Consider the following 22,818-nt stretch of genomic DNA (forward strand, 5'->3'; position numbering starts at 1 on the left):
TTTCGTTGCTTTGACGACTCATTCTCTGGGCGAATTGTCGATCTTGCCTGCGATGCATCGCGTGCCGCAATCCCCCCGGAAGAAAACAGCCGATCCTCACCGGGCTCTTCGCGCCTTTCCCCAGTCCCCATCTGCGACATCGACGATGCCGGTCGCGGCGATGACAGGCTCGACTGAGGCGGTTCAGTTCGTTTCTGTCTATCGAAAACGCAGGATGCCGACCGTGTTTGTGAGTCCTGCACCTGAGCCGACTGATGATCGGCGATGGTAGAGGCAGATATATCCGCCGGTGCGAGCGGTGGTATTTCGGGTTTCCGGAGGCGCTTTTCATCGCTCTCCGGTCCGTTCGGCTGAACCGTCGCGATACGCGACAACGCGTTGAAATCGTGAAAGCCCTCGCTTTCAGCTTCCGGAGGCTGATCCTGGAAGGATTCGCTCAGCAATCTGAATGTATCTGGCATCACACCAACTCCATAGACGCAATTCTGGACAGTAATGTGAGAGAAGCTGAATAGTAATCGCCGCTTTCACTGAGGCTTGGCAGATCGGCAAGAGCGTCGGCGCCACTCAGGGAAAGGAGATAGACGGCACGAAATCCCGGGGGAGCATTGTAGGCCGACCGCTCTCCCGTCATCAGATCTATCCAGCCGGGTAGTGCCGTCATCGAATAGTTCTGACTGACAGCATAGAGCGATTGCCTCAACGTGCTTGGCAAGCGCTTTCCCCATGCGAAGTAAAGGGGGATACGTATGGCATCGTAGGAAAACCGCGGCGGAAACCCCGGAGCCGGAAAAATACGCTCGGACTTCCGGTCGATCGCCAGCCAGTCGGGAGGCAGTCCCCAAAGACCGAACCGACTGGTTTGCAACAGCTGTTGCCCATGATCGATCAGGGTTTTCCACGGCCCCCCAGGATCGAGCAGTGCTGCACGTATCAGGGCTGGCATGAGATAATAAGAAAGATTGACGGTCACGGATTTGGGACGGTCGAATCCTTTCATTCCGGGGAGAAGGACGAGCCTGCTGCCGACACGCCTGACGCATTTCTGCGACAGATCGGCCAAAATTGCCTTGGCCTGCTCGGTAAAAGCCTCCACACGCCACAAGAGAGCCGCTCGCCGCAACGCCCAGACGATCATGAGATCGCCATCCGACGCATTGTTGGTGTCGGCCACATGAGGCGGCGTAGGGGACCAACGCCAGCTATGAAGACTTCCGTCCCTGTGCTTGAGGTTGGAGCGGGTCCAGTTCCATATCGTTTCGAACGCGGCGCGGTCATTGAATGTCGCGGCGAAAAGCATTCCATAGCCCTGCCCCTCGGAATGGGACATGTCGTGGTTGCCGGTATCGACGATCCGGCCTTCCGGACGCATGAAACGCTTTTTGTAGAGATCCCAATCGGGGTCTCCGAGACCGTTCGACTGGGCATGCGCCCCTGCCCCGGACAAGGCTGAGCCCCCCAGAGCAAGCGAGACGCTGCAGAAACGACGTCTGACCAGTGAACGATACATTAACGATCTTCCGATAAGGCACAGCATATCGGCTGGGCTCACTAGTCGGAGCATGCTATTTCTCAGCAAGGTTCGTCAATACCTAGGGCGTTTTCGTAAAAACTTTCATTAAAATGCAAAAAACACTGCATAGAATTTTTTATGATTTGGCTTGATTGCGCCCTATCGTTAATTACCCTTTAACGTCTTCTTCTTGACTTCCCCTTTCCATCGACCGCATCGAGTTTTTCTTGCCATAAGCTGTAATCACCCAGCTATGGATAGCCCTATGCACGACGAAGCACCGCCACCACGGGGCGGTATTTTCATTATACAGTCGATTACCGTTCTGAATTCCTGATCTGAGATCGGCAGTAACGACACGCTGGGGCCAGCTGCATGTCAGAACAGTAACCCGGAAGCAACAACCCACGACAAAATGCTAAAACGATGGTTCGCACTCAGTCGTTCAGGCGAGATTTCGGCGCGGCGCCGTTATTGGAAATACCAGGCGATAGAGTGTTCCACCCTCGGATGAGATATCGAGTGTCGCACCCAGCTGACGGGCAAATCCACGCACAAGCTGCAGGCCAATTCCCTCGCGCTTGTCGTTCTCACCTTCACTGGGGAACGCGAGGCCCACTCCATCATCCTGTATGAGCAGAAGGGCCCTGTCGTCTTCACGATGAAGCTGTATCAGAACTGCGCCGGTTCGCCCTTCGGGAAAGGCATAACGAAGCGCGTTGGTCACGATTTCAGTCACAATGAGTGAAAGGGGCACCGCTTGATCAGGCGTTACGGGAAGATCGTGAATATCGAGGGAGAGACTGATACGCCCCCGGTTCGACTGATTGTTCGCCGTGAAGATCTGGCTGGCAAGCTCTTCAAGAAAGGAGCGTACATCCAGGGAAGATAATCCACCCTCAGGATAAAGATACCTATGGAGTGTGGCCAGAGAGCGCACACGATCTCTTACCAGGTGGAATTCCTGCTTCGCTTCCGGCAGTTTGATACGGTTAGCCTGAAGATTGAGAAGCGATGCCACGATCTGCAGGTTGTTTTTAACACGATGATGGATTTCTCGTATCAGCAGGTCCTGCTGTTTCGTCGCCCGTTGCAGGCGCGCTTCATGACGGTCCAGACGTCTGGTCGCGCGATTGAAGGCGCGTTCCATCTGGCGGATCTCGAAAGGGAGTGATTTTGGCAGATCCGGCTGGAATGTTCCGTGACGGCGCCAGTCTGCCACACTGACCGCGAGCTTTTCCATTGGCTCGACCAGATAGCGCTGTGCGGCCAGAGCAACCAGCAATAACTCTACAACAAGGATCAGAACGATCAGCATTACACGCGCCAAGAAAAGCTGTAACGCTCTCGTTTCTGCAGCGCTTCTTGCCGATACGGCGACGATGCTCGTCGGCCCATATCCGGGCATAAGCGTGTAATAGACATCGTCGATCTCGAACTGATCGCTCATACGATGCTGTTTGAGGTTTCCCTCGAGCCGGTTATCAACTTCTTTGGGCCATGGCATCGGCAGATGTTGGACAGGGGTCAAAGGTAGAGGTGCGCCTTTACCCGTGTAGAGCCATAGATCGGTCGTGCCCGTCGCACTGTCGCTCGCTGAATGTGCATACTGTCCCCCAGCAAGAAGCTCCTCATTAATGAGAGGCCGGAAAGCAATCAGCTGCCCCGGAACGATTTCACCAGACCTGTCGACATAATCGAGCTTGATCTGAGACCGCACGAGCGGTGTGGAACCGAGAAACACAACAGTCGAGCCATTATCGCCCGAATGCACATCGTTGCGCGTCGCTATAGCATTTTCTGTAGCCGAAGCAAGTGAGAGCAGGTTGCCCTGGCAGGGGTTGCCGTCTTTCTCGCTACCACGACTTGTGGCAACGATCTTGCCCGCCCGATCGACGAGATTGAGAGAGCAGTAATGCTGCTGGCTGATTGACTGCACGAGCTGAAACGCACGGGAGGCAATTTCTTCATGCAGGGTGATCTGTGAAAGTGTTTCGAGCGCACCCTGAGCGCGCCCGAGATCTGTCGCGATTTCATGTCGAGCGCTGAAAGCTTCCGCGCGGGTGCGGGCGAAACTATTATCCGAGGTCGCGAGATAGGCATGCCATGCAAGAAATCCTGCCACGCATGCCAAGGGGAGCGACGTGCAGATAATGAGTGCCATGACGCGGGAGCCAACCGTATCGAGTAGGCGCCCACGCAGGCCTTTCTTCCTGACTGGGAGGGATGACGGTGCATTCTTCAACCGGCCAACCCTTTTAGCGACTGCATTCGTGTTCGTAGATACGACCAGTCATTCTATTTCTGATCGTCACGATCTTCCTCGATGAGGCGCAGCAGCTCTTCCGGGATCGGCTCATTCGCCACATCGTCAAAGAGCTGGTGGAGACCACGTTTGAGCCAGAGATCGAACGGATTTTCTTTATCCGAAGACGCGTCCTTCTGGCGGGACTTCTCCGGCGTGCCGTCCTTTCCCCCAGTCATAGCGTCACCTCGAAACATGAAACAGGTCGATGCAATCTTAACAATGTGCCAGCGCCCAAGTTGCACGAGCTAGGTCTAATCATCGCATTTTGAAGAGAAGAAAAGCCTCACCAAGCCGAAAGGGGAATGAGCAAGCCCATTCCCCTCAATTCCTCCAAAATCACTGCACCTTGTGATGCAGCGACATCATCGCAACAACCGGTCAGAAAGTAAAAAGATCGTCAGATTTCAGCCCCTTGCGGCGGCGATCATCCAGCGTGGCGCGCAACGCTGCAACCTTGACACGAAGCTTGTCGTTGGCGGGAAGATCGCCGGTCATCCAGGCTTCAAGCTGGCGGCGAGCGCGGAAGACGCGGCTTTTTGCCGTGCCGACTGCACAACCCGTTGCCTCGGCAAGAGCCTCGTAGCTCATGCCCTGCACCACGACCATAACGAGCGCTTCGCGCTGGTCAGCGGGGAGACGGGACAGCGCCATCGACAGATCCTTGAGTGCAAGGCTGTCTTCATGCGTCGCGTTGCTCGCAAAGGACGATGCGGGCACATCTTCGATATCCGTCGTCTCACGACGCTTACGCAGGTCAGAGATGAAACGGTTGCGCAGAATGCGATGCATCCACGCAGAGAAATTTGTTCCAGGAATGAAGCTGTCCTGCGCGGCGAGGGCGTTGCAGACCGCATCCTGCACCAGATCCTCTGCTGCGGCGCGATTGCGGGTCAGGGACAGAGCCTGAATACGCAGCTTGGGGAGAATCTGGATAACTTGGTCATGGAAGCTGGTCATGCGAAAATCCTTCTTCGCTCGGTGCTTTTCAACGGATCAATGAACGGCACGACAAAGAGGTTGCATGCTTCGAAAAAAAACTGAAATTTTTTGTCGAAGAGTGATTGAGCGGTTCGGGAACGAGCCCCTCGCCCGATCAGGCCTGCCCTGACTCACGCGGCACAGATGCAAGTTCCGCCAGTTGCCCGCGTGCACGCGAAACACGCGCTTTCATGGTCCCGACCGGGCAGTCGCATATAGACGCGGCCTCCTCGTAACTGAGTTCCTGGGCGCCTACGAGTATAAGTGCCTCACGAAGGATATCGGGCAGGCGCCACAGAAGTTGCGACAGGTCCATCACCCCGTCCTGAAAGCTGTCTCGTTCCGCGACATCGCCCTCACTGCCGCGCGAGATTTCCCCAAGTATCTCAGTCTCTTTTACACGTCGCCGGCGCTGCTCGTAAAAGACATTGCGCAGGATGGTGAAAAGCCAGGCCTTGATGTTTGTCCCGTCGACAAAGCTGTCACGCGCGGAGAGCGCACGAAGCACCGTGTCCTGAACGAGATCGTCCGCCGCACTGGCTTCGCGCGTGAGATAGCGTGCGAAGCCGCGCAGATCGGCAAGATGCACGGAGATGCCACGCCTTACAGGGTCTCGGCGGCCATCCTTTTTCGGTACCCGGCTCAGATCGTCAGCACTCAGTTTTTCTCTCCCTGAGGCCGCAAACGTGCATTCCTCTTTGCTCAAATCCGAAAAAGTGCCATCGTGACGCGACAGACCGCGTTTTGTTCGCGAATTATTTTTCGGAGCTTCGTTTTCCAATGGTCGATGCAGAGCGCCAAGACCTGATACAAGCCTTGCCCTTTGCGCGACGTTTTGCAAGGGCTCTTGAAGGCAATCAGAAACAGGGCGATCAACTCGTTGCCCTGGCAATCAGGGATATGGCAAACAGGAAGGGCGGTCACGATATTGGTGTCCGCTATCGACTCTACAGGTCTGTCATCGCGTGTTTCCGTCCCGAAAGCGAAGCGTCGCACGCGTCTTCCTCCCTTACGCTCACACAGCGTTTCGTCCTTCTCCTGACATCGCTCGAAGAAGTGCCCCTGAGCGCTGTTGCCCTGATTCTCGACTGCAGCGAGAGCGAAATCCTCGCCGATATCGCCAAAGCGAACGAGGGTCTGCGCTCGGTAGCCGAAACGAGCGTGTTGATCATCGAAGACGAGCCGATCATCGCCATGGACATCCAGGATGTGGTGCAGCAATGCGGGCATCGTATTGCGGGGGTCGCCTATACCGAGGCCGATGCGGTCAGACTGGCGAAAGAAACACGTCCGGGTCTCATTCTCGCCGATATCAATCTGGGCGGCGGCGGAGACGGTATGCATGCGGTCGGCCGGATCATGAAAGATCATCAGGCCCCTGTCATTTTCGTGACCGCCTATCCCGAACGCCTTCTTACCGGCGAGCAGGAAGAGCCCTCTTTCATCATTACCAAGCCTTTCGAGCCTACCACCCTTGCCATCACGACCTATCAGGCCGTAACCGGCGGGTTGAAAGCCATCTGACCCCATCGGACCGGCTTGCATAGAGCGAAGCTGTGCGACACATAGGGCGCATGGCTGCACCGATCCTTCATCTTCGCGACATCGTCTATACTCTCGGCGGACGCCCCTTGCTGGATGGCGCCGAAATCGGCGTTGCGCCGGGCGAGAAGCTCTGCCTTGTCGGGCGCAACGGCTCCGGCAAATCGACCCTGCTGCGCATCGCGGCGGGTGAGATCACTCCCGATTCAGGGCAGTGTTTCATCCAGCCCGGCATCAAGGTTGTTTATCTCCCACAAGAGCCCGACCTGACGGGCTTTGCCACAAGCTACGACTACGTGGCGCAGGACCTCCCCCCCGAGGAGGATTACCTTGCGCGCAGCATGCTCGCCGAGCTCGGGCTGACAGGAGACGAGACGACACTCACGTTATCCGGTGGTGAAGCGAGACGCTGCGCCCTCGCCCGCGCTCTGGCCGCCCGTCCGGACCTGCTCCTTCTCGATGAGCCGACGAACCATCTCGATCTGCCCACGATCACATGGCTCGAGCGAGAGCTTGCTGCCATGCGATCTGCCATGATCGTTATCAGCCATGACCGGCGACTGCTTGAAACCCTGTCGCGTGCTGTGGTCTGGCTGGAGCAGGGCGTCACGCGCCGCCTAGATCAGGGTTTCGCGCGGTTCGAGGACTGGCGCGAAGAGGTGCTCGCCCTTGAGGAGCTGGCAGCGCACAAGCTCGATCGGGAGATTGCCCGCGAGGAAGACTGGATGCGTTACGGCGTCACGGCGCGACGCAAGCGCAACGTGCGTCGCGTGGCGGAACTTGCGGGCTTGCGTTCAAGACGCAAGGAAATTTCGAGCCAGTTCCGAGGCGCGCTCAAACTGAGCGTTTCAGAGGCGCAGAGCACCGGAAAACTGACCACGGTGGCAGAGAATGTCACCAAAAGCTTCGGCGATCGAACGATCGTCCGCGATCTGGATCTGCGCGTCCTGAAAGGCGATCGTCTCGGGATCGTGGGCGCAAACGGTATGGGCAAGACGACGCTTCTGCGCCTTCTTACGGGCGAGGATCAACCGGATAGCGGACGGATCCAGATCGGACCCTCGACCTCTCTTGTGACACTGGACCAGCGTCGCGCCAGCCTCGATCCCACGATGACGCTTGCCGATACCATGACTGGCGGAAGCGGAGACATGGTGCAGGTCGGCAACGAGAAGCGCCATGTCATCGGCTACATGAAAGATTTTCTCTTCCGCCCGGAACAGGCGCGTACGCCCGTGGGCGTGCTGTCGGGTGGGGAACGAGGCCGTCTGGCTCTTGCCTGCGCCCTCGCTCAGCCTTCCAATCTTCTCGTTCTTGACGAACCTACAAACGATCTCGATCTCGAAACGCTCGACCTCCTGCAGGAGATGCTCGACGATTATCCCGGCACGGTCATGCTTGTAAGCCATGACCGCGATTTTCTCGATCGTGTCGCCACCTCCGTACTCGTTGCTCAGGGCGATGGGGAATGGATCGAGTATGCAGGTGGGTATAGCGACATGCTGGCACAGACCGGGGGTGCTGCACCGGCCGAACGTGGCACGCCATCACAAGATATCAAACCTGAGAGCACTAAAGATAAGAATGCTGCAAAATCAGATAGAAGCAGCAAAAAGCTGAGCTATAAAGACAAGCTTGCGCTTGAGAAGCTTCCTCAGGAAATGGAAAGGCTGGAAAAGCAGATCGTTGCCTTGCGCGAGACACTATCCGATCCGGCTCTTTACGCCAAAGACCCAGCCAAATTTGGCAAAACCACGGAAGCGCTAACGGCAGCCGAGGCGGCACTGACCGCTGCGGAGGAAGAATGGCTTCTTCTGGAAATCAAGAAAGAAGACCTCGCGACCGGCGCCTGATCGCACCTGCCTTTTCACCGCGCTTTTCCTTTCACGCAACGGATATGATGCGACACCCAGGGCGCCTCATATCCGCCAGTCGAACGTCAGGAGACCGGCAGATGCTCGGCAAGCTGTATCAGCCCAGACGCCTCCATGCGCGCGCGGGTCTCATCCATGCTTGCCTTTACCCTGATTGCGGCATCCAGCGCCCTGATGCCCGCCTCTGCATCAACAAGAATAGGCGCGCCGTCGAGACAGGCCGCCGCGAAGGCGTCGTGCTCGGCAGCAAGACAGTCGCAATCCTTCCAGCGCAGAGCCTCTCGCTTGAATCCGCCCGTCCCGGGCAAGGGAAGGCCGCGTTTGCGACCGATCATGGTCAGCTCCTGCTGCATGAAATCGGCCGAAAGATACCCTTCTTCGGAGAACACGCGCATGCGGCGTTCCGTTTTCAGCGAGATACGGCTTGCTGAAATCGACGCGACACAGCCATTGGCAAACCGGACACGCGCATTGGAAATGTCCTCATGCTCGCTCGATACCGCAACGCCTACCGCATCGATTGAATCGATCGGTGAATCGACCAGGGACAACACAAGATCGAGGTCGTGAATCATCAGATCGAGGATAACGGAAACGTCGGTCCCACGCGGCTTGAATGGCGCGATGCGGGTCGCCTCGATGTAAAGCGGCTTGCCTATACGCTCCGATATCGCCCGGTGCTCGGACGAATACCGAAGCAGATGGCCGACCTGAAGCACGACACCGTTTTCCGCAGCCAAGGCCGCAAGTTTTTTCGCTTCTTCCAGTGTGGCGGCGATAGGTTTCTCGACCAGAACATGTCGCTTTGCCTGCAGACAGGCTGCTCCAACAGGAAAATGCTGTTCAGCCGGTGCCGCGACAATGACTGCATCGACGGCCGCAATCAGTTCTTGCAGGCTCGATGCCACGCTGCATCCCGCTTCACGGGCAACAACAGCAGCACGCTCCATATCGGGGTCATACAGGGCGACCAGGGTTTCTCTCGGGCAATCCCGCGCCTTGAGAGCATGGAACCGGCCGAAATGGCCAGCACCGACGATTCCGACCTTCAGCATGTGTTTTCCCGGTCTATGCGCGTCTGAATTCATGAATTTTGGTGTAGCAGGGCGTTGTGGGAGGTTGCAACGCGGAGCGCCTGCCTGCATCTTCCCGCAGCCTGACCGCCCTGCGGTAGCCTCACACCTCCGGTCGTTGCAAGAAGGACGCCGCCCCGTTCGATGATGTACTATAGTCGGCCTACCATGCTTGGAGTTCTCGGGGTCTGTTTCCTCGGCCTCCTGCTCTGCCTGCCTAATTTCATGCGTGCGCCTTCGGCGAATCTGCCCTGGCATCGGATCCATCTGGGTCTAGATCTCAGTGGCGGTTCGTATCTGCTGCTTCGACTCGACCAGCAGAGCCTGGTCGACGACCGCCTGCAGGGGCTTGAGGATCAGGCCAAGCAGGTTCTGATCGAGAAAAACCTCGGCTATCGCGATTTCCGCAAGGATGCGACGGCACGCACGCTGAGCTTTCTGCCTCGCGACGCAAACGAACAGCAGGCTAGCCTCAACGCGCTGTCATCGGTCGCAGGCTCCGGTAGCGATGTGTCCGCCTCGGTCGATAACGACCGTATCGTGCTGACACTCGATCAGGCCGCACTCAGGCAGCGTGCACGCGAGGCAGTCGGTCAGTCTATCGAGATCGTGCGTCGTCGTATCGACGGTACGGGTGCAGTCGACCCGGAAATCACCCGTCAGGGGGACGATCGCATCGTCGTCGAACTCCCGGGCATCAGCGACCCGGAGCATATCAAGCGTCTGCTCGGCACGACGGCCAAAATGACCTTCCGTCTCCTGGCCAATGACACAGCCGGCGGGGCCGTAGCACCACCGGGTGCCACGATGATGCAGGACGTCAGCACTGGTGCCATGCTGCCCGTGCTCGACCACGTTGCCGTCGACGGTGCGGCTTTGACGAATGCAGCGGCGTCGATCGATCAGCAATCCGGCGAATGGGCAGTGACCTTCTCGTTCAACCGCGCGGGTGCGCGGGCCTTTGCCCAGACGACCACAGAAAATGTCGGCCGACGTTTTGCTATTGTGCTCGATAACAAGGTGATCGAGGCACCGGTCATTCGTACCCCGATCACACAGGGCAATGGCCAGATCACGGGTAATTTCACCGCACAGACGGCAACCGATCTCGCTGTGATGCTCCGTGCCGGCGCACTCCCCGCCCCCCTGGCTGTCATCGAGCAGCGCTCGATCGGCCCGTCGCTCGGCGCCGATTCGATCAAGGCAGGAGCGATCAGCCTGGGCGTTGGCTTTGTTCTCGTGATCCTGTTCATGCTGCTGTTCTACGGACAGTTCGGCCTCTACGCAGATATCGCTCTTCTGGCCAATCTTGTGCTGATGATCGCGATCCTCTCGCTGTTCGAGGCAACGCTTACCCTGCCCGGCATGGCCGGTATGCTTCTCACGCTCGGTATGGCAGTGGATGCGAACATCCTGATCAACGAGCGCATACGTGAAGAAGTGAAGCGCGGTCGCACGCCGCTCGCGGCCATGCAGGCCGGGTTCGAACGGGCATCGTCCACCATCATCGACAGTAATGCGACGGCGTTTCTGGCCCATGTGATGCTTTTCGTGTTCGGTACCGGTCCTGTGCGTGGTTTTGCCCTGACGATCACCATCGGTATCGTGACCACCCTGTTCACCACCATGCTTCTGTCACGTCTGCTGATGGTTCGCTGGTATGCCCTCACCCGTCCCACAGAACTGCCGGTCTGAAGCGATGATCTTACGTCCCCTCTTCCGCTTCGTCCGTGATGACAAGCACATTCCGTTCATGCGAGGCCGTTATGTGGGTCTTGCAACCTCGGCCATCCTTTCGGCGATCTCGGTCGTCCTGTTCTTCGTGCCAGGCCTCAAACTCGGCCTCGACTTTCGCGGCGGTATCGTCGTCGAGGCACAAACGCAGGGACCAGCCAATTTCGATCGTCTGCGACAGGTTCTTGCGGCCCATAACGTGTCGGCTGCGGGTTTGCAGCGCTTCGGTGGCGACAATGATGTCCTGATCCAGCTCGACACGCCGCCTGCAGGTCCCCATCAGGATGCGGACACGCAAAAGCTTGTCGATACCGTGCGAAACGCGGTGGTCGAGGCTCAGCCTGGCACGCAGGTACTGCGCGCAGACGCTGTCGGTGCCTCAGTCTCGTCTGAGCTGTTTCGCAACGGCCTGCTTGCACTTGGGCTCAGCCTTGCGATGATTCTGGTCTATATCTGGATCAGGTTCGAGTGGGAGTTTGCGCTCAGTGCCGTGATCACCTTGGTGCTCGACCTGACCAAGACCATCGGCTTCCTTGCCATTACGCGGTTTCAGTTCGATCTGGTGATGGTGGCCGCGATCCTCACGATCCTCGGTTATTCGACCAACGACAAGGTCGTCGTCTATGACCGCGTGCGCGAAAACCTGCGCAAATACCGGACCATGCCGCTGCGCGAGTTGCTCGATCTGTCGATCAACGAGACTCTTAACCGTACGCTGGGCACATCGATGACCGTATTCCTTGCGGCTCTGCCGCTTGCCATTTTCGGCGGTCAGAGCCTGTCCGGGTTTGCCACGGTCATGCTCTTCGGCATTGTGGTTGGCACGTCATCGTCGATTTTCATTGCTGCACCGCTGCTTCTCCTCATGGGTGAAAAGCGTCTGCGCCGCAGCAAGGTCGCGAATGGCTGATAGACGCGCCCAGTTCCCCTCGCCACACTCGGCCTGAAACAGCCGGGGCAGAAGCGTTCAGTCAACCGCCCCTCATGGGGCGGTTTTCTGTTGTATGGAGGAGTCAACCTGCGGTTGGGGCACGGGCGTAGCGTAGCCGAGTATCTGCCGGATACCGTCATCGGCCAGAGCGAAATTCGCATCTGTCGGGGAATAAGCGGCCTGACGGATAAGCTGCCACGTATTGTGATCGATGGCGATCAGTCGGGCGATATCGGTCTTGGTCGCGCGATGCTGCAGAATTCTCGTGATCATGCCGTGTTCAGCCATGCCGTTGGCGATGGCGTAGCTCGTCAGGAGAACGCTCGGTGAGCGCGAGTGCATCATTCTGTCGCCTGTGTTGTCGGCACAGCCGGACAATGCAAGACCGGTCAGAGCGATCGAGATAAAGGCGATAGCGGAAGAATGGGCGTGGCGCATGAAACGATCATGCGCCACTCTATGCGTCACGCCAAGCGCCGACGCTTCAGCGATTTAACGGATACCACAATGCAGCGACAGGCAGCCGAAAGCGCGGCAACGAACGCCCGGGTGATTGGGCATCGAGCCGCCGGACGGATCTGCAGACAAGATCCTACTTGGCGTCACGGGCCATGAGATCGCGGATTTCTGTCAGAAGAACCTCGCTCTTCGTGGGGGCTGGCGGCGCGGCTGGAGCCGCTTCCTGCTTGTGCTGGAAACGCGACACAAGCTTGATGAGCCAGAACACGGCGAATGCCACGATAAGGAACTGAATCACGGCATTGAGAAATACGCCGACATTGACCGTAACGGCGCCAGCTTTCTGGGCTTCGGCCAGCGTAGGAAGCACAGGCCCCTTCAGCGTGATGAAGATGTTAGAGAAATCGATCCCGCCCGTCAGAAGACCGATCCCCGGTGTAAGGATATCCTTGACGAGACTGGTTACGATCGACGTGAAGGCCGCACCGACAATGATACCGACGGCCATGTCGATAACATTGCCACGCATGATGAATTTCTGGAATTCGGAGATCCAGCCGGGTGTGTGTAGCTTCGAGCGGAGATCGGCCATCGTTGGTTTTTTTCCTTCAGGAACGATGTGAGAAGAGGTGGCTCACCCCTGCGGCCTTCGGTGAAGACCGGGAGACTGCCTCACGATGTGAGACAAAAGCCGGAGCGCGACTAGACAAAACAGTCACGAGGCAAAAGTTTCTGCGCTTTTCTCGTTTCCCAATCCGTTTCTTTCCGTTATAGCCCCCGCATCCGCTCCGGTCGGCATCGGAGCATTTCAACGAGGATATTCCTATGAAGCCCGGCATTCACCCTGACTATCACGAAATCACGATCATCATGACCGATGGTACGGAGTTCAAGACGCATTCCTGCTACGGCAAGGCTGGCGACACGCTCCGTCTCGACGTCGATCCGAAGTCCCACCCGGCCTGGACTGGCGTGCAGCGCATGCTCGACACAGGGGGGCAGGTTGCCAAGTTCAACAAGCGCTTTGCCGGCATCGGGGCACGCTCCGCCAAGAAGTAATCCAGGCGCTCCTTCCCGGACAGGGCCTTGTCCTGTCCGGAAACGATCCTACATGCACAGTGAGCGGATGCCCGAACGGGGTCCGTATCTCACTGTCATGTTGTCTGCGTCTGCCATCATGGAGGCGCTGTTCAGGATCTGCCTTGAAGGAGGTTCATCATGTCTTACGATTTCGCACCGCTTCTGCGGTCTGCCATCGGGTTCGATCGTCTGGCACGGCTCGTCGACGACGCTGTGTCGAATGCACCAGCCCATGCAAGCTACCCCCCTTACAATATCGAAAAGTCGCAGGATGACGTTTATCGCGTCACGATGGCACTTGCGGGGTTCGGCCAGGACGACATCGAGGTTCTGCTGGCCGAGAATCAACTGATCATCAAGGGAAATGTCCCGCGCAGAGCCTCGGATGGAGAGCTGCTGCACCGAGGTATCGCAACACGGGCTTTCGAGCGCCGCTTTGCCCTTGCCGATCATGTCGAGGTTACAGGCGCGGACCTGCACAACGGCCTTCTCACTGTATCGATCCGTCAGGTCATGCCGGAAGCACTCAAGCCCAGACGCATACCCGTCACGCGCGGTCAGGACGCCGCCTCCAACGATAGCCGGCCTTTCTCAACGATGACGGCCATGCCGGTGCCCGCAGCCGGCACTGCGGTTGCACCCGCTCATCACGCGGTCTGATGAGGGATGCCTCGTTGTGCCACAGGCATGACGAGGCATGGTTTTTTGTGGAATTCTTACGGAAGGACTTGACCCTCAAGCCATGGCCGGACCATATCAGCGCAGACTTTGCAATGCATCCAGCAGGTGCCGCGCAGACGACCCCGGCCCGCCGGGGAAGGACATTTCAATCGGTGCCTGCTGGAGCGGCGCTCCTCATGCAGGATAGACCGAGATGACCTTGCCGCTTATGCCGAAAGCCACTGCAGTATGGCTGATCGACAAAACCGCCCTCACCTTCACCCAGATCGCCGAATTCTGCGGCATGCATCCGCTCGAAGTGCAGGCGATCGCCGATGGTGAAGTAGCTGCCGGGATCAACGGATACGATCCGGTCAAGAACAATCAGGTGACCCAAGAACAGATCACGCGCTGCGAAGGCAATCCGGATCTGCGCCTCAAGCTGTCCCCGAAAGCCAATCCGGTGGCACGCCGCGCCAAAGGCGCACGGTATACACCGATTGCACGACGCAACGACCGCCCCGATGCGATCGCCTTCGTGCTGCGTCAGTTCCCGCAGCTTTCCGAACTGCAGATCATCAAGCTTCTCGGCACCACCAAGGATACCATCGCCAAGGTGCGCGATCGCCAGCATTGGAACAGCGCCAACATCAAGCCGCGCGATCCGGTGATTCTGGGCCTGTGCAGCCAGACGGACCTGAACGCTGCCGTTCAGGCGGCCAACGAGCGCCTTGCCCGTGAAGGTCACAGCGTTCCTGTCGTCGCAGAAATGTCAGATTTCGACGACGCTCAGAATTAAGAAGAGATGGCGCCGGTCGTTCTCCCTAGTGTAGGATTTCGGGGTTAGCGACCGGATATGAAGCGGAAAAAACCTGATGCTCGTTGATCATGAAGTCATGCTTCGCCGTCTGCATGAACTGCGCAGCGAACATCGCGATCTTGATACGGTAATCGATCGTCTCGTTCAGCATCCGCTAAACCAGTTGCAGCTACAGCGCCTCAAAAAGCGCAAGCTGCTGCTGAAGGACGAGATCATATTTATCGAAAACCGTCTGATACCGGATGATATTGCCTGAATGAGCGAAGATCTCGATCTCTACCGTCAGACGACGGATCTGGCCCAGACACCGCGTGTGGGCATCATCATGGGAAGCCAGTCCGACTGGTCGACCATGAGCTTCGCCGCCGAAAAACTGGCCGAGCTCGATATCAGCTTCGAGACACGAATCGTCTCTGCCCATCGCACACCTGACAGGCTTGCAGACTATGCCCGTTCGGGTCGTGGGCGCGGGCTTCAGGTCATCATCGCCGGTGCCGGGGGTGCCGCTCATCTACCGGGCATGGTCTCCGCATGGACGACACTGCCGGTGCTTGGCGTTCCGGTTGAGTCCCACGCACTCAAGGGCATGGACTCACTCCTCTCCATCGTCCAGATGCCCGGCGGTGTTCCTGTGGGTACGCTTGCCATCGGCAAGGCGGGCGCGATCAACGCGGCATTGCTCGCGGCGTCAATCATCTCCCTTCAGGATGAGGGCGTACGCGCGCGTCTGGATACATGGCGCGCAATGCAGACCGCCTCCGTGGCAGATTCACCCGAATCATGAGCCACAGCGGACTTCCTCTCGGTTCGACAATCGGGATCATCGGTGGCGGGCAGCTGGGACGCATGTCCGCCGTAGCGGCCGCCCGACTGGGTTATCACGTGCACATTCTGAGTGCAGAGCCCAACCCGCCAGCGCAGGATACCGCACGGCAGGTCACAATCGGCGCCTATGATGACGAGGCCGTACTGAGACGCTTCGCCGAGAGCGTGGATGTCATCACCTTCGAATTCGAAAATATCTCGGCACAAGGGCTCGACCTGCTGGCATCGCTTTGCCCGGTCCATCCTGCGGGCGCCGTCCTGGCCATCAGCCAGGATCGTATTCTCGAGAAAAGTTTTCTTGGCGAGAATGAAATCCCGGTCGCACCCTGGGTGTCGGTGGCTGGGCCCGCACAGCTTGCAGACGCTGCCGAGACGCTGGGCTTTCCTTTCCTGCTCAAGACAACCCGGTTCGGGTATGACGGCAAGGGACAGTTCAGGATACAGGATGCTGCGACGCTGCAGGCACTGACACGCGATCTACCCTACCCGCTGATCGCTGAAGGGTTTGTCGATTTCGATCGCGAGCTCAGTGTCATGGTTGCGCGGAATGCACGCGGCGATATCCAGAATTTCGCGGTCACCGAGAACCAGCACCGCGATGGCATTCTCGACGTCAGCCTTGCCCCTGCACGCGTTCCCGTTGCACTGGCGTGCGAAGCCGTCTCTCTGGCACGTGACATTGCATGCCGTATCGGTCTCGTCGGCATTATGGGTGTTGAGATGTTCGTCGCAGCGGATGGCTCGCTGCTGGTGAACGAGATTGCCCCACGTCCGCATAATTCTGGCCACTGGACCATGGATGCCTGCCTGATCGACCAGTTCGAGATGCATATCCGTGCCGTCGCCAATCTCCCCCTCCCCGATCCATGCCGCCATAGCGATGCGGTTATGAAAAACCTGATCGGTCCGGAGGGCATGGCGCTATGCGAGAACACGCTGGCCGGTTCGGGGCTTGCCTTGCATCTTTATGGCAAAAGCGACTGTCGCCCAGGCCGAAAGATGGGCCACATCAATGCCCTGTTCCCGCTCGGTGCCCTCCCAGGCCCCTACGGGATCGATGCACGCTTCGAACCGCTACGCGCAACTGCGGATATCGTTGAAGTCGCGTCATCCGAGCGAGTGGAGATTGTCGAGTAGACCCAGTTCCCTGAAGCTGATCGAACTGCCATTGCCGATGATGATGTGATCTGCAATCTCCACTTCGATCAGCGCAGCTGCGCGCTGGGTATCGTGGGTCATGGCGATGTCGCCATCCGACGGTGTCGGATCGCCGCTCGGATGATTGTGGACCAGAACGATTTTTCTGGCGCCTATCTCCATGGCCCTGCGCGCGACCTCCCTTGGATACACAGGAGTATGATTGACTGTACCGCGTGTCTGCGCCTCATCTGCAAGAAGGCAGTTCCGCCGGTCGAGAAACAGGATACGAAACTGCTCGATCGGTTCGCGTGCCAGCCGTGACTTGAGATAGTCGAGCATGGATTTCGGGTCCGACAGAATGTCCCCGCGTCCCATACGCGCACGGCTGACCCTGATGGCAGCTTCGTGCAGTAGCCGGATTGTGGACACCATATGCGTTTCGGGCAGCACGACGCCGGCCAGATTACGCACATCTGCCGCAAAGAAAGCCGCCAGAGAACCGTAACGGGTCAAAAGATTGTTGGCCAATGCCTGGCAGCTTTGCACGTCGACCCCGACCGAACCCAGAAAAAGCCTCAGCAGGATCTCATCGGAGAGAACTGGGCCTTGCCCATCGCGCAAGGCCATGTGAGGTATTTCGGACCAGTTCTGCTGGTCGTGCCCGAATAAGGGCGTTGCGGCGAGCGGCACATCGACCCTGACGCCTAGCTGGTGTTCAATTTCTTTCAACGGCTTCTCCGCCACTATTTATCGAGCCATGTATGTCAAAGTTTGATCAATATACGAGTGATCAATCCATTTTATTTGATCTTGACGGAACGATTATCGATTCACGCATAGGTATTATTGAAACACTTCACGGAGTCGTTCGGGCATTGGGGCACGAGCCTGACCCTTTCATCGACCTCACCTGGGTTGTTGGCCCTCCGCTCGCTGAGCTCATGGCCGAGGTCATTCGGCCCTACGGTGAAAAACGCGTCGAGGAGGCAATCGCTCATTATCGTCGTCTCTATGACGAAACCGGGCGGTTCCAGACGCCGGTGTTTCCCCATATGGCCCGCCTTCTCAAGGATCTCGCCCGATCGCCGGTACGGATCTTCACGGCAACCTCGAAGCCTGCCTCACTGGCACGCCATATCCTGGCGCAGCACGAACTCGATTGCTGCTTCGACGCCATTCATGGCGCAGCCGATGACGATAGCGGTGGTGAAAAGCCGGAGATGATCGCACGCATCATGAAACAGGAAGGTCTATCGCCAGCGCGCACGCTGATGATCGGAGACAGACGTTTCGACATTTCCGGTGCGCATGCCAACCGGTTGCGCGCTTTGGGTGTCCTGTGGGGATATGGAGGTGAGAGCGAGCTTACCGAAGCAGGTGCAGAGATGCTCGTCGATGCCCCTGAGGCGCTCGAACCGGCAATCCATTCTCAGTTCCACGCACTCGCCCGCCAGCCTTCCTGACCCGCGATGGGGGCCGCACCTCCGGGGTCTCCATCTCCCGGTGACCATTCGCTTCAGAAGAGTCCCTTCTGTCTCAGGCTCAGAGGGCTTCGCCTTTCACTGACGACCACGACGTCATGGACGATCATGGACAGGGAACCTGCTTCCATGCTCAGACGTCGGGCAAAGAGGGTCAGAGGCGATGTCGAGGCATGAAACGCGGCAAGGGTTTTCTGCACACCGATGAACGAGACCGCCTGAAGCGCCAAGGCGCGGCGAAAAATCGGCGCGGTCGCTGCAAAATCGTCCACGGGCTCATCGGCGAGTAGCCGGTTGCGATTATCGAGATAGAGCAGACGAAACTGCTCTGGCACGGCAGTATTCATCGCGCCGGAAAGATAGGTGCATAGCTGGTCCCAGTTTCCCAACCGTGGGCGTAATCTGTCTTCGGCCAGTGCGAGCCGGTCAGCGAGAATCGGAGGAAAACGCAGGAGCAACAGGGCCTTGTCGTTCAGACCCATAGCACGCAGATCGTCGACAGGTGCTGCAAACACGGCAGCCAGACTGCCGAAGCGATGCATCAGTGCCTTGGCCATCGGCTTGGTGTCACGTCTGGGGATGCTGTGGAAGAGCATCATTTCCAGAATTTCATAATCGGCGAGGCTTTCCGCCCCTGCTGTCATCACCCGTCGGCGCATACGCTCACGATGGCCGTGCGGTCCTGTCCCCCGAAGATGGTTCGCAGCGACAGGAGAAAATGAGCGTTTGGCCATGCTGGCATTACATTCTATATCGGAAGGGTGACGCAATCCCTGACTCCCTCTCCCTCGCCCGATTATCTCGAACGCCTCAATCCCGAACAGAGGGAAGCGATCGAGACCACGGAAGGCCCGCTTCTGATCCTTGCAGGAGCAGGCACCGGCAAGACGCGCGTTCTCACGACACGCTTTGCCCATATTCTACTCGACGGCCGTGCCAGACCCTATCAGATTCTGGCCGTGACCTTCACCAACAAGGCTGCGCGCGAAATGCGCGAGCGCGTCGGTGCGCTTCTTGGGGAGGCGGTCGATGGCTTGTGGCTTGGCACCTTCCATGCGCTGTGCGCGCGCATGCTGCGCAGACATGCAGAATATGTCGGTCTCACCACCGGCTTTACGATTCTGGATACGGATGATCAGATCCGCCTGACCCGGCAGATCATGGAGCCCTACAGGATCGATACCAAGCGCTGGCCGCCCCAGGCGCTGCTCGGTATTTTCCAGCGTTGGAAGGATCGCGGCCTGACGCCGGAACAGGTCACAGCAGCAGAAGATACCGATTTCGCGGGCGGTCAGGCACGCAAGCTTTACGCGGCCTATCAGGAGCGGCTTAAAGCCGTTAATGCCTGCGATTTCGGCGATCTCATGCTGCATACGCTCGAAATCCTGCGCACCCAGCCCGATGTGCTGGCGCAGTATCATCGCCTGTTTCGCTACATCCTGGTCGATGAGTATCAGGACACCAACACCATCCAGTATCTGTGGCTGCGCCTGCTTGCCAAGAAAGAGCATGGACCGTCCAATATCGCCTGTGTGGGCGATGACGATCAGTCGATCTATTCGTGGCGTGGCGCGGAAATTGAAAACATCCTTCGCTTCGAAAAGGATTTTCCGGGTGCCAAGGTCGTGCGTCTCGAGCGCAATTACCGCTCAACAGCCCAGATCCTGGCAGCAGCATCGGGACTGATCGCCCATAATTCCGGCAGGCTCGGCAAGACATTGCGACCCGGTCGGGACGACGCGCAGGGCGAGAAAGTACAGATCATCAGCGTCTGGGATTCCGATGAGGAAGCCCGCATTGCCGCCGGGGCGATCGAGCGCCTGCGAAGCGAAGGGCACCCGCTCTCCCAGATCGCCATTCTGATGCGCGCCGGGTTTCAGACGCGACCTTTCGAAGAACGGTTTCTGACACTTGGTCTGCCCTACCGCGTGGTAGGCGGCCTGCGCTTTTACGAGCGCGCCGAGATACGCGATGCCATGGCCTATATGCGCGTTCTGGCCCAGCCCGCCGACGATCTCGCTTTCGAGCGTATCGTCAATGTGCCCAAGCGCGGCATCGGCGCAGCAGGCCTGCAGAAGCTCCATCATGAGGCACGCAGCCTGAATGCTCCACTGAGCGCTGGTGTGATCCATGCGCTTGAAACCGGCGTGGTCAAGGGAAAGGGAAAAGAAGCGCTTTCCACCCTCATGGATGCCTTCGCCCGGGCACGCGAGACCCGTGACAGCGAGGGTCATGTGGTCGCAACCGAGCAGTTGCTGGAAGAAAGCGGCTATCTGCAGATGTGGCGTGACGACAAGTCGCCCGAGGCACCGGGGCGTCTGGACAACATCAAGGAGCTTCTGCGCGCGATAGGCGACTTCGGCACGCTCGAAGGCTTCCTAGAGCATGTGGCGCTTGTGACCGAGACCGAAGACAAGGCGAGCGTCGATACGGTGAGCCTGATGACGATCCATGGTGCCAAGGGGCTGGAATTCGACACCGTGTTTCTCCCCGGCTGGGAAGAAGGTGTCTTTCCCTCGCAGCGCAGTCTCGATGAAGGTGGCCTCAAAAGCCTCGAGGAGGAACGCCGCCTAGCTTATGTAGGTATTACGCGTGCGCGCAAACGCGCCATAATAATCCATGCAGCACGCAGGCGCATCTATGCCAACTGGCAGGATTCCATGCCGAGCCGCTTCATTGACGAGATACCGTCGGAAACGGTCGAGCATAGCGGCCAGGCCATGCAGGAACGAAGGCAGCTTGCGCAGCAGAGCTCGATCTTCGCATCGGGTCCGCTTTCGAGCACACGAGGCGGATACAGGGCACCCGCGCCCAAGGTCACCGAGGTACTGCCGGACGCCTCACACGGAATTGCCCAGGGCGCACGCGTGTTTCATCAGAAATTCGGTTATGGCACCGTACTGGCTGTCGAGTCCGACAGACTTCATATCAACTTCGAAAAGGCAGGCGAAAAACGCATCATGGCGCATTTTGTGGAACAGGTCTCGTGAGCGCATCCAGACGACATGCTTCGGCGCTCGAAACCATTTCCGTCACCGTAGCCGATGAGGCGGTGCCTCTCTTCGAGCAGGCCTTTCTGACGGTCTGCACGACGGTCGGTATTTTCGAGGCCAACGAGGATCAGAACATCTGGCGTGTCGAAGGCGTCAAGGATGTAGGCCATGCCGAGGAGGAACTTGCACGCGCACTGACGCTCGCGCGACTGATGACCGGGGTCGATGCCGAGCTGGTGCGCGAGCGTACCGAAGCCGAAGGCTGGCTTGCGCGCACCTACGAGGCATTCCCGCAGCAGAATGTCGGCAGGCGTTTCGCCATTCGCGGTACGCATCTCGCTCCCAGTCACAAGCGCGACCGTCTGACGATCACGCTCGATGCCGGGATCGCCTTCGGCTCGGGTGAGCACGGATCGACGCGCGGCTGCCTGCGTGCGCTCGAAGACATGGCCTGGCGCAAGCCGCAACGTATTCTCGACATGGGATGCGGCTCGGGCATTCTTGCCATGGCGGCTGCGCAGCTGTTTCACAAGCGTATCCTTGCCGTCGATATCGAACCATGGTCCGTACGTGTCGCTGCCAGCAACGCCACGCTCAATGGCATCGGCCCGCTGATCGATGCACGTCTGGGCAATGGCTGGCTCACGCCCGCAGTCCGTGCGAAGGCGCCTTACGACCTCGTTTTCGCGAATATTCTGGCACGTCCGCTCTGCAAGATGGCCAAATCGCTCGGCACGCACCTTGCTCCGGGCGGCACCGTTATTCTCGCCGGACTGCTGACCACCCAGGCACGTATGGTGCTCGCTGCCCATAGAAGACAGGGGCTTGTTCTCGAAAAACAGTATTACGAGGGCGAATGGTCGACACTGGTACTGCGCCGCCGTGATTGAGCTGCGCGATGCCGGGCCTGAGGATCTGACGGCCATTCTCGCCATCACGAACGATGCAATTGCAACGTCCGAGGCGATCTGGGCCACGTCACCTCGCGATCTGGATGAGCGTCGCCGCTGGATGAACGATCGCCAGAGCGCGGGCTTTCCTGTGGTTGTGGCTGTCGAGAACGGACAGGTTCTCGGTTTCGCCTCCTACGGGCCGTTTCGTGCCTATGAGGGCTATGCCCGCACGGTCGAGCATTCGATCTATGTATCGCGTGATGCCCAAAGGCGCGGAATCGGCCGCCTGCTGCTCGATGCCATGGTGACCCACGCACGCGATGCAGGCATGCACGTGCTGATTGGCGCGATCACGGCAAGCAACACGGCCTCTATCGCGCTTCATCGCGCTGCCGGTTTTGGCGAAAGCACACCATTACCGGAAATGGGGCATAAATTCGGGCGCTGGCTCGATCTTGTTTTCATGTACCGGCTTTTCGACAGAAGCTGAATGCGGCTCTTGAAGAGAGAGATC

24 protein-coding genes are annotated in these 22,818 nt (G+C 58.4%); 14 read left to right on the forward strand and 10 right to left on the reverse strand.

Features of this window, described 5'->3' with window-relative positions; genetic code table 11:
* Positions 1-460: 460 nt before the first annotated feature.
* From NF685_RS13060 to NF685_RS13080, 5 genes are all read right to left on the reverse strand, one after another.
* Complete coding sequence (locus tag NF685_RS13060) at positions 461-1,510, reverse strand: glycosyl hydrolase family 8 (protein ID WP_252849959.1); 1,050 nt, start codon at positions 1,508-1,510, stop codon at positions 461-463.
* Between the two features lie 448 nt (positions 1,511-1,958).
* A complete protein-coding gene (locus NF685_RS13065; RefSeq protein WP_252849960.1) occupies positions 1,959-3,677 on the reverse strand; it encodes a sensor histidine kinase in 1,719 nt (572 codons plus the stop codon).
* Between the two features lie 134 nt (positions 3,678-3,811).
* Positions 3,812-3,997: a NepR family anti-sigma factor gene (locus NF685_RS13070; RefSeq protein WP_252849961.1), complete on the reverse strand. Its 186-nt coding sequence runs from the start codon at positions 3,995-3,997 to the stop codon at positions 3,812-3,814.
* Between the two features lie 202 nt (positions 3,998-4,199).
* Positions 4,200-4,778: a sigma-70 family RNA polymerase sigma factor gene (locus NF685_RS13075; RefSeq protein WP_222547472.1), complete on the reverse strand. Its 579-nt coding sequence runs from the start codon at positions 4,776-4,778 to the stop codon at positions 4,200-4,202.
* Positions 4,779-4,914: 136 nt separating this feature from the next.
* On the reverse strand, positions 4,915-5,388 hold the full coding sequence (locus NF685_RS13080; protein ID WP_306414250.1) for a sigma-70 family RNA polymerase sigma factor: 474 nt from the start codon (positions 5,386-5,388) through the stop codon (positions 4,915-4,917).
* Positions 5,389-5,579: 191 nt separating this feature from the next.
* Between NF685_RS13080 and NF685_RS13085 the strand changes: the two genes are divergently transcribed.
* Together NF685_RS13085 and NF685_RS13090 are read left to right on the forward strand one after the other, a co-directional pair.
* The gene (locus NF685_RS13085) at positions 5,580-6,323 is read left to right on the forward strand and encodes a PhyR family response regulator anti-anti-sigma factor (protein ID WP_252849962.1); all 744 of its coding nucleotides are present in this window, start codon (positions 5,580-5,582) and stop codon (positions 6,321-6,323) included.
* 50 nt (positions 6,324-6,373) lie between these two features.
* Positions 6,374-8,194 (forward strand): ABC-F family ATP-binding cassette domain-containing protein, encoded by a 1,821-nt coding sequence (locus tag NF685_RS13090; RefSeq protein WP_252849963.1) that lies wholly within the window; start codon positions 6,374-6,376, stop codon positions 8,192-8,194.
* 86 nt (positions 8,195-8,280) lie between these two features.
* Here the strand turns inward: NF685_RS13090 and NF685_RS13095 are convergent, their stop codons facing one another.
* Complete coding sequence (locus NF685_RS13095) at positions 8,281-9,270, reverse strand: Gfo/Idh/MocA family protein (RefSeq protein ID WP_252849964.1); 990 nt, start codon at positions 9,268-9,270, stop codon at positions 8,281-8,283.
* A 165-nt stretch (positions 9,271-9,435) separates the two neighbouring features.
* On the opposite strand from NF685_RS13095, the gene secD reads away from it, so the two are divergent.
* Together secD and secF are read left to right on the forward strand one after the other, a co-directional pair.
* On the forward strand, positions 9,436-10,983 hold the full coding sequence (secD, locus tag NF685_RS13100) for a protein translocase subunit SecD (RefSeq protein WP_222548475.1): 1,548 nt from the start codon (positions 9,436-9,438) through the stop codon (positions 10,981-10,983).
* A gap of 4 nt (positions 10,984-10,987) precedes the next feature.
* On the forward strand, positions 10,988-11,932 hold the full coding sequence (gene secF / locus NF685_RS13105; protein WP_222547476.1) for a protein translocase subunit SecF: 945 nt from the start codon (positions 10,988-10,990) through the stop codon (positions 11,930-11,932).
* A 72-nt stretch (positions 11,933-12,004) separates the two neighbouring features.
* Here secF and NF685_RS13110 read toward each other — a convergent pair whose 3' ends face one another.
* Positions 12,005-12,391 carry a hypothetical protein gene (locus NF685_RS13110; RefSeq protein WP_252849965.1) on the reverse strand — a complete coding sequence of 129 codons (387 nt, stop codon included), beginning with the start codon at positions 12,389-12,391 and terminating at the stop codon, positions 12,005-12,007.
* A 154-nt stretch (positions 12,392-12,545) separates the two neighbouring features.
* A complete protein-coding gene (gene mscL, locus NF685_RS13115; RefSeq protein ID WP_222547478.1) occupies positions 12,546-13,004 on the reverse strand; it encodes a large-conductance mechanosensitive channel protein MscL in 459 nt (152 codons plus the stop codon).
* Positions 13,005-13,237: 233 nt separating this feature from the next.
* Here mscL and rpmE point away from each other — a divergent pair, with 233 nt between their 5' ends.
* The 6 genes from rpmE to NF685_RS13145 all read left to right on the forward strand — a co-directional run bounded on the left by rpmE (position 13,238) and on the right by NF685_RS13145 (position 16,934).
* Positions 13,238-13,471: a 50S ribosomal protein L31 gene (gene rpmE / locus NF685_RS13120; RefSeq protein ID WP_222547479.1), complete on the forward strand. Its 234-nt coding sequence runs from the start codon at positions 13,238-13,240 to the stop codon at positions 13,469-13,471.
* A 159-nt stretch (positions 13,472-13,630) separates the two neighbouring features.
* Entirely contained in the window at positions 13,631-14,152 is a 522-nt protein-coding gene (locus NF685_RS13125; RefSeq protein WP_252849966.1) for an Hsp20 family protein, read from the forward strand.
* Between the two features lie 214 nt (positions 14,153-14,366).
* Positions 14,367-14,951, forward strand: coding sequence for a DUF1013 domain-containing protein (locus NF685_RS13130; RefSeq protein ID WP_222547481.1), 585 nt, complete (start codon positions 14,367-14,369; stop codon positions 14,949-14,951).
* A gap of 76 nt (positions 14,952-15,027) precedes the next feature.
* A complete protein-coding gene (locus tag NF685_RS13135) occupies positions 15,028-15,228 on the forward strand; it encodes a DUF465 domain-containing protein (protein WP_222547482.1) in 201 nt (66 codons plus the stop codon).
* On the forward strand, positions 15,229-15,756 hold the full coding sequence (purE, locus tag NF685_RS13140) for a 5-(carboxyamino)imidazole ribonucleotide mutase (RefSeq protein ID WP_222547483.1): 528 nt from the start codon (positions 15,229-15,231) through the stop codon (positions 15,754-15,756).
* The gene (locus NF685_RS13145) at positions 15,753-16,934 is read left to right on the forward strand and encodes a 5-(carboxyamino)imidazole ribonucleotide synthase (RefSeq protein ID WP_252849967.1); all 1,182 of its coding nucleotides are present in this window, start codon (positions 15,753-15,755) and stop codon (positions 16,932-16,934) included. Before purE ends, NF685_RS13145 begins: the two co-directional genes overlap by 4 nt.
* Here the strand turns inward: NF685_RS13145 and NF685_RS13150 are convergent.
* Entirely contained in the window at positions 16,905-17,666 is a 762-nt protein-coding gene (locus tag NF685_RS13150; protein ID WP_252849968.1) for a JAB domain-containing protein, read from the reverse strand. The two genes, NF685_RS13145 and NF685_RS13150, sit on opposite strands and share 30 nt — an antisense overlap.
* Before the next feature lie 32 nt (positions 17,667-17,698).
* On the opposite strand from NF685_RS13150, the gene NF685_RS13155 reads away from it, so the two are divergent.
* Positions 17,699-18,400, forward strand: coding sequence for an HAD hydrolase-like protein (locus NF685_RS13155; protein WP_252849969.1), 702 nt, complete (start codon positions 17,699-17,701; stop codon positions 18,398-18,400).
* A gap of 53 nt (positions 18,401-18,453) precedes the next feature.
* Here the strand turns inward: NF685_RS13155 and NF685_RS13160 are convergent, their stop codons facing one another.
* Entirely contained in the window at positions 18,454-19,152 is a 699-nt protein-coding gene (locus NF685_RS13160) for a JAB domain-containing protein (RefSeq protein ID WP_252849970.1), read from the reverse strand.
* Between the two features lie 27 nt (positions 19,153-19,179).
* On the opposite strand from NF685_RS13160, the gene NF685_RS13165 reads away from it, so the two are divergent.
* From NF685_RS13165 to NF685_RS13175, 3 genes are read left to right on the forward strand one after another with little or no spacing between them, the layout of a single operon-like run.
* A complete protein-coding gene (locus NF685_RS13165; RefSeq protein WP_252849971.1) occupies positions 19,180-21,408 on the forward strand; it encodes an ATP-dependent helicase in 2,229 nt (742 codons plus the stop codon).
* The gene (locus NF685_RS13170) at positions 21,405-22,301 is read left to right on the forward strand and encodes a 50S ribosomal protein L11 methyltransferase (RefSeq protein WP_222547488.1); all 897 of its coding nucleotides are present in this window, start codon (positions 21,405-21,407) and stop codon (positions 22,299-22,301) included. Before NF685_RS13165 ends, NF685_RS13170 begins: the two co-directional genes overlap by 4 nt.
* A complete protein-coding gene (locus tag NF685_RS13175; RefSeq protein ID WP_306414249.1) occupies positions 22,294-22,794 on the forward strand; it encodes a GNAT family N-acetyltransferase in 501 nt (166 codons plus the stop codon). The genes NF685_RS13170 and NF685_RS13175 overlap by 8 nt, the downstream gene beginning before the upstream one ends.
* Positions 22,795-22,818: the final 24 nt, after the last annotated feature.

This window comes from Asaia lannensis NBRC 102526 (genome assembly GCF_024054035.1).
Taxonomy (GTDB): Bacteria; Pseudomonadota; Alphaproteobacteria; order Acetobacterales; family Acetobacteraceae; genus Asaia; species Asaia lannensis.

Bases quoted from the DNA above. Each gene is read 5' to 3' on its own strand.
- NF685_RS13075 (WP_222547472.1), bottom strand. From the start codon at position 4,778: ATGACCAGCTTCCATGACCAAGTTATCCAGATTCTCCCCAAGCTGCGT.
- secF (WP_222547476.1), top strand. From the start codon at position 10,988: ATGATCTTACGTCCCCTCTTCCGCTTCGTCCGTGATGACAAGCACATT.
- mscL (WP_222547478.1), bottom strand. From the start codon at position 13,004: ATGGCCGATCTCCGCTCGAAGCTACACACACCCGGCTGGATCTCCGAA.
- secD (WP_222548475.1), top strand. From the start codon at position 9,436: ATGTACTATAGTCGGCCTACCATGCTTGGAGTTCTCGGGGTCTGTTTC.
- NF685_RS13060 (WP_252849959.1), bottom strand. From the start codon at position 1,510: ATGTATCGTTCACTGGTCAGACGTCGTTTCTGCAGCGTCTCGCTTGCT.
- rpmE (WP_222547479.1), top strand. From the start codon at position 13,238: ATGAAGCCCGGCATTCACCCTGACTATCACGAAATCACGATCATCATG.
- NF685_RS13125 (WP_252849966.1), top strand. From the start codon at position 13,631: ATGTCTTACGATTTCGCACCGCTTCTGCGGTCTGCCATCGGGTTCGAT.
- NF685_RS13160 (WP_252849970.1), bottom strand. From the start codon at position 19,152: ATGGCCAAACGCTCATTTTCTCCTGTCGCTGCGAACCATCTTCGGGGG.
- NF685_RS13065 (WP_252849960.1), bottom strand. From the start codon at position 3,677: ATGGCACTCATTATCTGCACGTCGCTCCCCTTGGCATGCGTGGCAGGA.
- NF685_RS13110 (WP_252849965.1), bottom strand. From the start codon at position 12,391: ATGCGCCACGCCCATTCTTCCGCTATCGCCTTTATCTCGATCGCTCTG.
- NF685_RS13090 (WP_252849963.1), top strand. From the start codon at position 6,374: ATGGCTGCACCGATCCTTCATCTTCGCGACATCGTCTATACTCTCGGC.
- NF685_RS13070 (WP_252849961.1), bottom strand. From the start codon at position 3,997: ATGACTGGGGGAAAGGACGGCACGCCGGAGAAGTCCCGCCAGAAGGAC.
- NF685_RS13145 (WP_252849967.1), top strand. From the start codon at position 15,753: ATGAGCCACAGCGGACTTCCTCTCGGTTCGACAATCGGGATCATCGGT.
- purE (WP_222547483.1), top strand. From the start codon at position 15,229: ATGAGCGAAGATCTCGATCTCTACCGTCAGACGACGGATCTGGCCCAG.
- NF685_RS13155 (WP_252849969.1), top strand. From the start codon at position 17,699: ATGTCAAAGTTTGATCAATATACGAGTGATCAATCCATTTTATTTGAT.
- NF685_RS13135 (WP_222547482.1), top strand. From the start codon at position 15,028: ATGCTCGTTGATCATGAAGTCATGCTTCGCCGTCTGCATGAACTGCGC.
- NF685_RS13095 (WP_252849964.1), bottom strand. From the start codon at position 9,270: ATGCTGAAGGTCGGAATCGTCGGTGCTGGCCATTTCGGCCGGTTCCAT.
- NF685_RS13130 (WP_222547481.1), top strand. From the start codon at position 14,367: ATGACCTTGCCGCTTATGCCGAAAGCCACTGCAGTATGGCTGATCGAC.
- NF685_RS13085 (WP_252849962.1), top strand. From the start codon at position 5,580: ATGGTCGATGCAGAGCGCCAAGACCTGATACAAGCCTTGCCCTTTGCG.